Here is a 12,567-nt window from a genome sequence, read left to right on the forward strand (position 1 = left end):
CCCCGCCCGTCCCGTCAGGCGCGGCCGATCGGCTCCTGGAGTTCCGTCACCCAGCGGGACCGGTCCTCGGGGCACTCCAGGTACAGCTCGCGGGCGTAGCCCAGGGACGCGTAGCCGTTGGTCCCGATCCAGCGGGCCAGGGTCTGCGCGGTCGGCAGGATGTCGTCCATCGGGCCCCGGTGGACGACGGTCGCCGCCTCCTCGACGCCCGGCAGGACGCGCACCTCGACGCCCGGCACGGCCGTGCCCTCGGGCACCGTCATGGCCGCGCGCACCAGGACCGAGCCGTCGCCCTCGCCGGTGTCCTCGTAGACCGCGATCCCCGGGCCGAACCCGGTGATCCCGGCCGCTTCGAGACGGCCGCACAGCTCCTCGAACAGGGGGCCGATCACCGGCCCGATGTCCTGCGGGCCGAAGCTCGCGGCGACGCCGCTCAGTTCGGCGACGCGAACGGCGGGGATCTTCTTGACGACGACGTCCTGGACGGACATGCGTCCCTCGCTCTCGATGGCCAGGAGCCTCGCGCCGACCTGGGTGAGCCGTGCCCGCGCCTCGGCGAGGGCCGCTTCCAGCTCGGCCCTGCGCAGACGCAGCATGCCCCGCAGCTCGTCCGCGGCGATCCGCTCGTCGAGGATCGACCCCACCTGTTCGAGGGTGAAGCCGAGGTCCTTGAGCGCGATGACACGGTTGAGCAGGGCGAGCTGGTCCGCCGTGTAGAAGCGGTAGCCCGTGTGCGGGTCGACCCGGGCCGGGCGCAGCAGTCCGATGGCGTCGTAGTGGCGCAGCATCCGGACCGACACCCGCCCGTGCCGGGCGAAGTCTCCGATGGTGAACATGACGACCCCTACGGAACGCCCTCACACGGTGTGAGGGTCAAGCGGCGCTGCTGAGCGAGAGTTTCACGGCGAAGCCGAGGAAGAGCGCCCCGGCCGCCGAGGTCGCCCCGGCGGAGAGCCGCCTGCGGCGCCGGAAGGCGGCGGAGAGCCGGGTGCCGCCGAATATCAGGGTCGTCAGATAGAGGAAGCTGCCGATCTGGAGCAGGGTGCCCAGGATCAGGAAGGACAGCGCCGGATAGGCGTACGACGGGTCGACGAACTGCACGAAGAAGGAGATCAGGAAGAGGATCGCCTTGGGGTTGAAGAGGCTGATGACGAGGGCCCGCCGGTAGGGGTGCTCCTCGCGGCCCGCCTCCCGCGCGTCCGCCCCGTCGGCGGCGTCCTCGCCCCGGGACCGCCACAGGGCGAGGGCGGAGCGCAGCATCCCGTACGCCATCCAGGCCAGATAGCCCGCGCCCGCGTACTTCACGACGGTGAAGAGCAGCGGGGTCGTCTGGAGCAGGGAGGCCGCGCCGAGGGCGGCGAGGGTCATGAGGACGGTGTCGCCGGTGAACACCCCGGCGGCGGCCTTGTACCCGGTCCGGGTGCCCTTGCGGGCGGCTACGGACAGCACGTACAGGGAGTTCGGGCCGGGCAGCAGAATGATGAGGACGAGCCCGGCGAGATAGGTCGGCAGATCGGTGACACCCAACATGGCGGGAGTGTCGCACACACGCGCGACACTCCGCTGTGACCTGCGTCTTGATCATTTTCGGAAGAGACCCCGGGAGGGCTCCGGAAGGGGTCACGGGAGGGGACGTCAGAAGACGTCGTGGGGGACGTACGTGCCCCAGACCTCCCGGAGCGCGCCGCAGACCTCGCCGACGGTGGCGCGGGCCCTGAGCGCGTCCTTCATCGGGTACAGGACGTTCTCCGTGCCCGCCGCCGCCCGCTTCAGCTCCCCGAGCGCCGTGTCCACCGCCGCCTGGTCCCGCCCGGCCCGCAGCGCGGCGAGCCGCTCCGCCTGTCGGGCCTCGATCGCCGGGTCGACCCGCAGCGGCTCGTAGGGCTCCTCCACGTCGACGGTGAAGCGGTTGACGCCGACGACGACCCGCTCGCCGCTGTCGGTCTCCTGGGCGATCCGGTACGCCGAGCGCTCGATCTCGCCCTTCTGGAAGCCGCGTTCGATGGCGCTGACCGCGCCGCCCATGGCCTCGACCCGGGCCATCAGCGCCAGGGCCGCCGCCTCGACGTCGTCGGTCATGCTCTCGACGACGTAGGAGCCCGCGAAGGGGTCGACCGTGGCGGTCACGTCGGTCTCGTACGCGAGGACCTGCTGGGTGCGCAGGGCGAGGCGGGCGGACTTGTCCGTCGGCAGCGCGATGGCCTCGTCGAAGGAGTTGGTGTGGAGGGACTGGGTGCCGCCGAGGACGGCGGCGAGCCCCTGCACCGCGACGCGCACCAGATTGACCTCGGGCTGCTGGGCGGTGAGCTGCACCCCGGCGGTCTGGGTGTGGAAGCGGAGCATCAGCGACTTGGGGTCGCGGGCGCCGAACTCCTCCCGCATCACCCGCGCCCAGATCCGGCGGGCCGCGCGGAACTTGGCGACCTCCTCCAGGATCGTCGTCCGGGCCACGAAGAAGAACGAGAGCCGGGGCGCGAAGTCGTCCACGTCCATCCCGGCGGCCACCGCCGTCCGGACGTACTCGATGCCGTCGGCGAGGGTGAAGGCGATCTCCTGCGCGGGCGAGGCACCCGCCTCCGCCATGTGGTAGCCGGAGATCGAGATGGTGTTCCAGCGGGGGATCTCGGCCCGGCAGTACTGGAAGATGTCGGCGATCAGCCGCAGGGAGGGCTTCGGCGGGAAGATGTACGTGCCCCGGGCGATGTACTCCTTGAGCACGTCGTTCTGGATGGTGCCGGTCAGCTTCCCGGCCGGGACGCCCTGCTCCTCGCCGACGAGCTGGTAGAGCAGCAGCAGGAGGGCGCCGGGGGCGTTGATCGTCATCGACGTGGACACCTCGTCCAGCGGGATGCCGTCGAACAGCACCCGCATGTCCTCGATCGAGTCGACGGCGACGCCGACCTTGCCGACCTCGCCCGAGGCGATCGGGGCGTCCGAGTCGTGGCCCATCTGGGTCGGCAGGTCGAAGGCGACGGAGAGGCCCGTCGTGCCGTTGGCGATCAGCTGCTTGTACCGCGCGTTGGACTCCGCGGCGGTGCCGAACCCGGCGTACTGCCGCATCGTCCAGGGGCGGCCGGTGTACATCGACGGGTACACGCCCCGGGTGTAGGGGTACGCGCCGGGCTCGCCCAGTTTCTCCGCCGGGTCCCACCCGGCCAGCACCTCCGGCCCGTACACCGGCTCGATGGGCAGTCCCGACTCCGACTCGCGCGCCATTGGTGTGCCTCCCGACAGCTCGTCCCTCGCCCGACAGCTTGTTACCCAGCGGTACGGACGCTCGCGTCGGACTGTAGCGGCGGGAGTTCCGGCACGGGGGAACACCACGCTGTGACCTTAGACAAGGGCCCCGGCGGGGGCTTCCCGGGCCACGCGTACGGGACCTTCGGGGGAGTTTCGGTGGGGCGCTCACACCGGACGGGGGAAGGGGCGCGGGTGGGACCGGGGGAACGAGACCCACCCGCGCCGTTGCGCGGAGCCGTAGGTACGGGGGGAACCCCGGCTCGCCGCGCGGCCGATGACCAGTCGGCATTACGTACTGCGTCGGCAGGTCGGAAAGTGTTACACCGGCGTCCGGAGGAGCCCGATGACCTCGGCGCCGGGGCCCGGAAACCCGGGACACGGGCCCGTGGCGGCCGGGGACCCCGGCCCGGAGGGCACGGCCCACGGCCCGGACGGGAACAGGGCGCGGGCACCCTGCCCGGCGGCGCTCCCGGCGCCACCGGCGGCCTCCCCCACCCGACCGGCGACGCTCACCGCGTCACTGGCGACACTCACGGCGTCCCTGGCGGCACTCGCGGCGTCACCGGCGGCCCTGCCGATGTCACCGGCGGTCTTCGCGGTGCCACCGGCAGCGCTCCCGGCGGCCCGCGCGATGCCGTTCGTACCGACCCTCACGCTGTCGTTCCCGGAACGGGAGCCGGAGCCGGGGCCGGAACCGGAGCCGTATGCGGGGCCGTACCCGGTGTCGATGCGGTCCGGGCCGCCGCTGTTCCCCCGGTCGCCCTTGCTCCTGACGGTCCCGTCGGTCTTCCCCTGGCCCTGGCCCTTGCCCCTGCCCTTGCCCGGGTTCCCGTCGTCGTGCCCGTCGTCGCGTCTGTCGTCATGCCTGTCGTCGTTCCCGCCGTCGCCCTTTCCGCGGGCGCCGCTCCAGGGCCGGTCGTCCTCGTCCTCGTCGCCGTCCTCCCGGTGCTCGTCGGCGGCGGTGCCGAGGAGGCGGTCGCAGTAACGGCCGAGGGTCTCGCCGCCGTTCAGCGCGCCGAGGAGCCGTTTCCGGCCCGGGGCGTCGAGCTTCCCCGCGCGGTACGCCCGGCAGGCCTTGGCCGCCTTCTCGCGGGCGGCCGTCCCTTCCCGGAGCTTCCCCGGGCCCGTACCGCCGGGGTCCTCGCCGCCGCCCGGTTCCGAGGCTCCGCCCCTGGTCCGGCCGTCCGGGGCGCCGGTGCGCGGGCCCGCCGAGGGGGACGGGCCGGGCGGGCGGCCGTCGCCGCCCGGCCGCGCCGAAGGCACCCCGGGGCCCCCGCGCGGGGAGGGATGCTCGGAGAGGAGCGGGTCGACGCTCTCGCCCGCCGTGACCGAGCCGGCGGGCGACGGACCCCGCAGCGGCAGCATCCCCGATCCGGCGGCGACGGCGACCCCGCCGACCGCGACGGCGGCGGCAGCGGCAGCGAGCCCGTACCGCACGGACCGGCCCCAGCGGCGCACCGGGGCGACGGCGGGCGCGAGGCGCACCCGGCCGAGGTCGGCGGCGGCCCCGGGGTCCGCGTCCGGCGCTCGGGCCGCCGAGGCGGCGCGTCCGGCGGAGGCTTCCCGGAAGGCGGCCAACGCGGCTGCCTCGCCAGGGAGTTCGACGTCCGCGACCGGCGGGAGGGCGGGGGTGCGGACGGTGTCGAGAGCGTCGGCGAGGCGGGCGGCCCGGGCCCGGGCGGGGCCGTCGGGGACGCCGACAGGCGCACCGCCGAGCAGCCGCTCCGCGGCCTCCTGGTCGAGCCACTGATACCGCTCGTCGGCCATCACATGTCCTTCTGCGTACGCGGACGCGATTGCGTCACACCGCCGGGGGCCACGGCTCCCGGCACACGGCCGCGCTGCGGAGGGACGCCGTCCAGCGGGACGACGGGCCCGGCGGTGCCGCCGGGGCCGGTCGCGTCCGGGTCGGCGCCGAGGAGTTCGGCGAGCCTCTTGAGGCCGCGGTGGGCGGCGGTGCGCACGGCGCCGGGTCGTTTGCCCAGGGTGTCGGCGGCGGTCTTGGCGTCGAGGCCGACCACGACGCGCAGGACGACGGCCTCGGCCTGGTCCTGCGGCAACTGGGCGATCAGATGCATGGTGTGGCCGGTGGCCAGCGCCTCCAGGGCTTCGCCCGCGGTGTCGGACGCGGCGGGCTTCTCGGTGAGTTCGGCCTCGTCGGCGCCGGCGGCGGGGCGCCTGCCGCGCATCCGGATGTGATCGAGGGCCCGGTTGCGGGCGATGCGGGCCGCCCAGCCCCGGAAGCGGTCGGCGTCGCCGTCGAAGCGGTCGAGGTCGCGGGCGATCTGGAGCCAGGCCTCCGAGGCGACGTCCTCGGCGTCCGCGTCACCGACGAGCGTGCGTATGTAGCCGAGCAACCGTGGCTGCACGGCGCGGTACACGGTACGGAAGGCGTTCTCGTCCCCGTCCCGCGCAGCGAGCACCGCGGCCGTCAGCTCCGCGTCGTCCCCCAGCACTCCCCAAACCCTGTTCCGTCGATCGCGTCGTCGCGTCGTCGCGGCCGGTCACCGCCGCCACTCCGCCTCGCGCACCTGCACGCTACGTCGTGGCGCGGCGCCGCGTCCACGCGCCCCGGGCTCTTTGTTCAACTTGCAACCTTTGCCCCGGGGCGTGCGGTGTGACAGAAACCGAGACCCCGGCGCTGAAAGGAGTACGGAGCCGCACCGCGACTCCGTGGCTGACGACCGGGGCCTCTCCTGTGGGGGGTGGCGGCCCCGGTCGTCTCCCTTTGCGTCAAGCCTTTGGCCTGGGCTTATGTCCGATTCCCATGACCTCGCGCCTCTTCCCGTGACCAACGCGTCGGGTGATCTCCCCCAGGCCGATGCGCTGCGCCGTTCCGAAGGCAAGCCTACGAGCGTCTCCGGCTCGCCGTTTACCGGACCGAGACAGCGTGCGGCCCGGAGAGTGGTGCCGCACGTTCACACTGACCACGAGTTCGTCGCCCCGGACGGCCGCGTGCGCCTTCGCGCGGATCCCGCCGTGAACGACGAGCAGACGTGACGACCGAGTGCTCGGCGACCCCACCCGGGGCTCGGGGCCCTCTCCCACCGGTTCACCCTCGACAACATCGACCGCGTGAAATACGAGGACAAGGAGACCGCCGTCCAGGCGCTCCCCGGACAGCGCGGGAAAGCCAGCCCAGCCTGGAGCGCAGCCCTTCCCGGGAGAAGTGCGGGGCGCAGCCGCGCCATCTTCCCCGCCCGCCGGGTACCGTTCATTTGAAGGCACCTGTTCTTGAACGGACTTGGAGTCGGGAATGCCCCAGTGGAGCGACTACCGCACGGGTGAGCGAATCAAGATCCTGCGCGGCCGAGACATTACGCAGGAACAGCTTGCCGAAGCGACCGGCCTGTCCCTGCCCACCATCCGCGCGGCCGAGCAGGATCGGCGCATGTCGCTCCCGACCCTGCTGAAGATCGCCAGGGCGCTCAGCGTGGATACGAGCGTGGTCCTCGGGCAGCAGGCCCCACGTCGCGCCATGGGGTCAGACGATCGGGCCACTCTGCGTGAGCTTTCCATCAGCGTCCACGACACGTCATCCGGCTATCTGCACGGAGACATCGAGCCGGTGCCGCTCAACGCGCTGAAGGCGGTCATGAAGCACGCCTGGCGGCTCTACTGGCAAGGCTCCTACGGTGAACTGGGGGCCATCCTGGGTCCGCTCCTCCGGGACGCTGCAGTGACGGCCGAGGCATCCGAGGGCGCCCTCGCCGAGGGGGCCCTCGGGTGCCTTTCCGACGCCTACCAGGCCGCCGCCTGCACGGCCAACCTGCTTGGGGCGCGAGACCTGGCCTACGCCTCGGTGGGACATGCCCGAGCGGCAGCCCTTCGAGTGGGCGACCCACTGCGCACGGCCCGGGTGGACGCGGCCCGGTCATGGATCTACCTGCGGGACGGTCGCCTGGACCACTCGCTCTCGGTGGCCGAGGCGGCGGCGCGTTCCATCGAGCCGCGGTACTCGGACCAGGAACCCGAACGACTCACCACCTACGGCAATCTCCTCAACCGCTGTGCGGTTACAGCCGCCCGCGCCGAACACGAGGGCGCCACAAGCGACTTCCTGTCCCAGCTCCACGCGGTAGGGGCACGCCTCGGCTCCGAGCGCGATTACCACGGAGCCCGCTTCGGCCCCCAGACTGCGACCACTCAAGCCGTCGGGATCAAGGTGACCTTGGGCGATCCAGGCAGCGCACTCACATTGATCAACTCTGTGAGCGGCTCCGACCTCGGCAAGCTTGCCGAGGTGTCCCGCAATCGCTACATGCTTGATGTCGCCCTCGCCCAGACCGACGCGAAGATGTACGACAAGGCGCTGGACACACTCGAAACGGTCATGCACGGCGCGCCCGAGTGGGCACGCCACCAAGCACTGCCGTCCGTCATCGTTCAGAGGATCGGCAAGGCGTCCACGGCGCGCCTCCGCCGGATCTCGAAGATGATCGGCGTGAAGGCATTCCCGTCCAACGGATTCGCCCCTCCCACAGCCAAGACAGCCTTGTAGGCTGGCACATGCCAAAGATTCTCCCCGACTCAGTGATACACGACGTATCACAACCAGCCTCGACTGCCGGGGAGTAGCACTTCGGATATCACTGAACATACGTCAATTTCGTTTAGTGGCACGGCTGTCAGCTTCCGAAGGGCTTATCCATGGTCCACGGTTGTCGCATGACCAGGACCCCCGAGAGCCGAGACCGCCGCCGCCGTCTCGCCGACGCCGCGACCGGATTCCCCGAGCGCACACGCGTGGCGCTCTACGCCTGCCTGCCGGAGAGCGCCTCCCCCGAGCCCGTGACCGCGAAGCTCCGCGAGTACGCCGCCGCTCGTGACTTCGTCGTCCCCGAGGACGGCGTCGTCATCGACAGGGGCCTCGTCGGCACCGTCCGACGCGAGAGGCCCGGGTGGTCCAAGGTGTCGGCCCTCCTGCGCGAGCACGCGATCGAAGGCATCGTCGTCCCGGCCATCGCCCACATCGAGGCCGAGCAGGGGCGCCAGGCCGAGTTGGTCGCGTGGCTCACCACCCACGGCACATTCGTCTGCTGCCTCGGAGAGTCGGACGCCCTCACCGCCGACGACGCGTGGGTGGGTGCGTGATGTCGACCCCGGCGGCGACGGCCGTCGACAGGGCTGTCGACGGAGCCTTCGACCTCCAGCTCGGGACCACCACGCGGACGGCACTGGACGCGCAGGTGGACGTGCTCGTCGCCCACATGAAGCACCAGCTCGGCTCCCCCCTCGCTTCGACCGAACGGTTCGCGCGACTCCGTGAGGAGGGAGAGTTCCTGCTCGCCGGGCGCCCGAAGCGGGACGCCCTCTCCTACTCCGTGTACGCGCACATGCGGGCCCTCGCTCGCGTCCTGCGCCGCCTGCGGGCGCTGTCGGCGACGGCGAGTGGGAGTGACGCCGAGAACCCCGCCGTCACTCACCCCGTCACGGCCCGAGGGGGCGGCGGATGAACTCCCGACCCGCCTACGAGATGGCACGCGCGCTCAACTCCTACGTGGGCCGCTACCCGGACGAGGCCTGGGGGCTCATGTCCCTGTGGAGCGACCTCAAGGCGCACGCGAAGGCGGGCGGCTGCGTCCACCAGGGCGCCTGCCCCGCGCCCCGGATCAGCCCCGTCGTCCTCGACGAGCACTTCCGCGTCCTGATGCTCCAGGGCCGCAACGGGCCTCGCCTGCCCGAGGCGGGGGCGTCCGAGGAGTTCGAGGCCTTCCCGACGGGGGCGGTCACCCTCGCTCGGGCGCTGGGAGTCGATGCCCCGACGGAGCACACGGGCCTCGACGAGGCCATTCACGTGAAACTCGGGCTCACGCCCGTCGCGGACGGCCTCAGGACGCGGGTGTCGTTCCGCTACCTGTACCGGACCATCGCCGCCCGCTGTGCCTTCGCCGCAGGCGCCCCCCAGATGTGGGTACCGCTGGACGAGGCCGATCCCGAACTGTCGCGGCGCGTCCACTCCCTCGTCGCCGCAGTGGCGGCCCGGTGAGCTGGCGGCACGTAGGGCAATGGGTGTACGGCGGTGTACTCGTCGGTCTCACCGCGCTGCTCGCGGGCGCCGTCCAGGACCGGATGCCGTAACCCCGCCCCTGCGGCACGCGCGGTCACGGCCGACCTGCCGACCGTGCGGACAAGTGTTCTCCTCCGGGTCGAGAACGTCCGGCTCCCGGTGGTGGACCTGCGGCAGACACAGGACGGCGACGGTTCCGACGGCGCCGGGTCGCCGGACCCGGCTGACTTCATCCTCGCCCGGCACCGCACCTCCCGCCCCGCCCGGCCCGGAGGACCTCCACTCCCCATCTCCCTGTGGAAGGCCGCCTGGCGGGGCGGGCTTCTCCCCAGGCAGTCGTCCCCGTTGACGCAGGAGGAACCATGACCGCTCGCTCATCCGTCCGCAGCTTCCTCGGCGGACCCACCCTCACCTCCGCCGACCTCGGCATGGTCGTCCTCGTGCGCGAGTACGACGATGACGAGCCACGGCCGATGCCCAGGCTCACCGTCCGAGAAGTCCGCGAGACGGTCAGGGCCCTCTCGGACGTCGGCGTGGGGTCCGTGAAGCTCTTCGCGGGCAGCCGTGTCCGGGACACCCCCGCCTCGCAGGCCACGTCCCGCACCAGCCTGATGGCCCGCTCGATCGGCGCGGCGAAGAAGGCCGCGCCGGACGTGCTCGTGATGACGGAGACCTGTGTCTGCTCGTACAACGACTCCGGCGAGTGCTGGCTCGCCGACGAGCACGGCACCATGGACGTGGAGGAGACCATCGCGGTCCTGGCGGCCCAGGCCGTGACGCAGGCCGACGCGGGGGCTGACATCGTGGGCCCGGCGGCGATGATCCCCGGGTCCGTACGCGCCGTTCGCGAGGCGCTCGACGCGGCGGGCCACACCCAGGTGGGGATCATGCCGCACCTGATCTTCGAATCGTCCCTCTACGAGGGCTACCGGCTCTCCATGGAAGCCACCCCCCGCTCAGGGGCCCGCGCCTTCCAGATCAACCCCGGCCGGCCGGAGAAGGCCGTCCACATGGCCCGCGCGATGGTCGACGAAGGCGCGGACATGATCCTCACCGAGCCCGCCCTCCACACCGTCGACACCGTCGTCCACCTCAAGGACAAGGTCCCCGTCCCGCTGGTCCCCTTCTCCGTGAGCGGCGAGTACCTGCGCCTGTCCGATGTCCGCGAGGACGGGCAACGGGACCTGCGGGGGCTGGTGGAGTCGTACACCGTGATGAAGCGCGCGGGCGCCGCGAGGATCATGACCTACGCCGCCCTGGACATCGCCCGCCTTCTCACGGCTTCCTGATCGCCTCCAGGATGCCGCCCGCGCCCTTCGCGAGGAGTTCGGCCGCGACACAGGCCCCCAGCTTCGCCGGGTCGTCGACCGGCCCCTCCCCCGTCGCCGTCACCTGCCGTGCTCCGTCCAGGGAGGTGACGGCGGCGGAGAGGTGCAGCAGGCCCTCGTCCCCGATCCGGCCCCAGGCTCCCACCGGCACCGAGCAGCCACCATGCAGTTCGGCCAGGAGGGCTCGCTCGGCCCGCACGCACACATCGACATGGAAGTCACCGGTCTGTGCGAGCAGTTCGGCGGCCGGGGAGTCGGTGCGGACCTGGATGCCGAGAGCGCCCTGCCCGGGGGACGGGGGATGGACGAGGGGGTCCAGCACCTCGTGCACGTCGGGCATCAGATCGAGGCGGCGAAGTCCGGCCGCCGCCAGGACCACCGCGTCGAGGGGGCCCCGGGTCGTCCGTGCCAGGCGCCCGGGGACGTTCCCACGGATCGGCTCGACCCTCAAGTCGGGCCGGAGCGCGAGGAGCTGGGCGACGCGGCGCGGAGCCCCGGTTCCGACCCTGGCGCCCTCGGGAAGGTCGGCGAGAGTCGAACCGCACAGCACGTCCCGTACGTCCTCGCGCGGGCCCGGAGTCGTCAGCAGGAGCGTGCCCTCGCGCACGGAGGTCGGGAGGTCCTTCAGGGAGTGGACGATCACGTCGACCACGCCGCCGACGAGCGCGGCTTCCTGATTGCTGGAGAAGGCACTCCCGCCCGCCGTCCTGGCGACCTCGGCGAGCGTGGGCGTGACACGGTCCCGGTCCCCGCCTTCGAGGATGACCTCCCGCTTGAAGGAGAGCTCGGGGAAGCGCTCCGCGATCGGCGTCAGCCACTCCGTGACCTGCCTCCGAGCCAGGGCGCTGGCTCGGGAACCGATGCGTACCACATCACTCATTCGGGCCAACTCCGCCATCCAGAGGGCTTGTTGACGGCCCATCGTACGCGCGCCAGTACCCGATGGTTTCCGACATTTTGTCACCAAAGGGGAACCACGAGGCCACACTCATCGGCGGTGCGGTCGGCACGGCCGCCCACTCCCCCAAGGCCGCCCCGACCGACGACACCCCGGACCCGGAGACAGTCACCCGCACCTCTTCCGCCACCGGGAGCGCGGCACATTCTTTCGGTGTCAACCGAAGGTTGACACCCCTTTGGGTGTCAACCTAGGGTTGCGCTCATGACGAATCCAGTCGGCCCGAACGTCCCCGTCCGTCTCGACGAACTCATCGAAGCGATCAAGAAGGTCCATCCCGACGCACTGGACCAGCTCTCCGGTGCCGTCATCGCGGCGGACCACCTCGGCGATGTCGCCGATCACCTCATCGGCCACTTCGTGGACCAGGCCAGGCGCTCCGGCGCTTCCTGGACCGACATCGGCCGCAGCATGGGAGTCACCCGGCAGGCCGCCCAGAAGCGGTTCGTCCCCAAGGAGCCCGACACGGAGAAGCTGGATCCCAACGCGGGCTTCGGCCGCTTCACGCCCCGGGCCCGGAACGTGGTGATGGCCTCCCAGAACGAGGCCACCGCCGCCGGGAACGACGAGATCCTCCCCGCCCATCTGGCCCTCGGACTGCTGGCCGAGCCCGAAGGGCTCGCGGCGCTCTGGATCGGCTCCCGGGGGGTGACCCCGGAGCAGATCCGTACGGCCGTCACGGCGCTCCTGCCCCCGGCCGTCGCCGACGCGCCCGCGCTCGTCCCGTACGACGCGGCGGCGAAGAAGGTCCTCGAACTGACCTTCCGCGAGGCCCTGCGCCTGGGCCACCACCACGTCGGCACCGAGCACATCCTGCTCGCGCTCCTGGAGCACGAGGACGGCGCGGGCGTCCTGACCGGGCTCGGCCTCGACAAGGCCACGGCGGAACGGGAGATCTCCGCGACGATCGCCTCCGCGACGGAGGAGGCACCGGACGCGTCCTGACGGACCGGCGGACGGGACCCCGGAAGGGTCCCGGCGGACGGTACGCCGTACGGCACCCGGCGGACGATGTGCCAGACGCCCCCGGC

Annotated in this window: 12 protein-coding genes; 6 read left to right on the top strand and 6 right to left on the bottom strand. The window is 72.0% G+C overall.

What is annotated here, in order from left to right:
* Positions 1–14 precede the first annotated feature (14 nt).
* The 5 genes from ACIRQY_RS05140 to ACIRQY_RS05160 all read right to left on the bottom strand — a co-directional run bounded on the left by ACIRQY_RS05140 (position 15) and on the right by ACIRQY_RS05160 (position 5,696).
* Entirely contained in the window at positions 15–836 is an 822-nt protein-coding gene (locus ACIRQY_RS05140) for a MerR family transcriptional regulator (protein ID WP_403922529.1), read from the bottom strand.
* 37 nt (positions 837–873) lie between these two features.
* Positions 874–1,530, bottom strand: a complete 657-nt coding sequence (gene leuE / locus ACIRQY_RS05145) for a leucine efflux protein LeuE (protein WP_403922530.1) — start codon at positions 1,528–1,530, stop codon at positions 874–876.
* Positions 1,531–1,635: 105 nt separating this feature from the next.
* Entirely contained in the window at positions 1,636–3,216 is a 1,581-nt protein-coding gene (locus ACIRQY_RS05150; protein ID WP_403922531.1) for a methylmalonyl-CoA mutase, read from the bottom strand.
* Positions 3,217–3,558: 342 nt separating this feature from the next.
* The gene (locus tag ACIRQY_RS05155) at positions 3,559–5,007 is read right to left on the bottom strand and encodes a hypothetical protein (protein ID WP_403922532.1); all 1,449 of its coding nucleotides are present in this window, start codon (positions 5,005–5,007) and stop codon (positions 3,559–3,561) included.
* Positions 5,007–5,696, bottom strand: coding sequence for an RNA polymerase sigma factor (locus ACIRQY_RS05160; RefSeq protein WP_351787905.1), 690 nt, complete (start codon positions 5,694–5,696; stop codon positions 5,007–5,009). The genes ACIRQY_RS05155 and ACIRQY_RS05160 overlap by 1 nt, the downstream gene beginning before the upstream one ends.
* Before the next feature lie 800 nt (positions 5,697–6,496).
* Between ACIRQY_RS05160 and ACIRQY_RS05165 the strand changes: the two genes are divergently transcribed.
* The 5 genes from ACIRQY_RS05165 to ACIRQY_RS05185 all read left to right on the top strand — a co-directional run bounded on the left by ACIRQY_RS05165 (position 6,497) and on the right by ACIRQY_RS05185 (position 10,539).
* On the top strand, positions 6,497–7,741 hold the full coding sequence (locus ACIRQY_RS05165) for a helix-turn-helix domain-containing protein (RefSeq protein ID WP_403922533.1): 1,245 nt from the start codon (positions 6,497–6,499) through the stop codon (positions 7,739–7,741).
* A 167-nt stretch (positions 7,742–7,908) separates the two neighbouring features.
* Entirely contained in the window at positions 7,909–8,334 is a 426-nt protein-coding gene (locus tag ACIRQY_RS05170; protein WP_403922534.1) for a recombinase family protein, read from the top strand.
* Entirely contained in the window at positions 8,331–8,696 is a 366-nt protein-coding gene (locus tag ACIRQY_RS05175; protein ID WP_403922535.1) for a hypothetical protein, read from the top strand. The genes ACIRQY_RS05170 and ACIRQY_RS05175 overlap by 4 nt, the downstream gene beginning before the upstream one ends.
* Positions 8,693–9,229, top strand: coding sequence for a hypothetical protein (locus tag ACIRQY_RS05180; protein WP_403922536.1), 537 nt, complete (start codon positions 8,693–8,695; stop codon positions 9,227–9,229). Before ACIRQY_RS05175 ends, ACIRQY_RS05180 begins: the two co-directional genes overlap by 4 nt.
* A 383-nt stretch (positions 9,230–9,612) precedes the next feature.
* A complete protein-coding gene (locus tag ACIRQY_RS05185; protein WP_403922537.1) occupies positions 9,613–10,539 on the top strand; it encodes a hypothetical protein in 927 nt (308 codons plus the stop codon).
* Here ACIRQY_RS05185 and hemC read toward each other — a convergent pair.
* Positions 10,526–11,458, bottom strand: a complete 933-nt coding sequence (gene hemC / locus ACIRQY_RS05190) for a hydroxymethylbilane synthase (protein WP_403922538.1) — start codon at positions 11,456–11,458, stop codon at positions 10,526–10,528. The genes ACIRQY_RS05185 and hemC overlap by 14 nt on opposite strands.
* A 282-nt stretch (positions 11,459–11,740) precedes the next feature.
* On the opposite strand from hemC, the gene ACIRQY_RS05195 reads away from it, so the two are divergent.
* Positions 11,741–12,481: a Clp protease N-terminal domain-containing protein gene (locus ACIRQY_RS05195; RefSeq protein ID WP_403922539.1), complete on the top strand. Its 741-nt coding sequence runs from the start codon at positions 11,741–11,743 to the stop codon at positions 12,479–12,481.
* The last annotated feature ends 86 nt before the right edge of the window (positions 12,482–12,567 follow it).

It is taken from the genome of Streptomyces sp. NPDC101490, assembly GCF_044767145.1.
GTDB lineage: Bacteria > Actinomycetota > Actinomycetes > Streptomycetales > Streptomycetaceae > Streptomyces.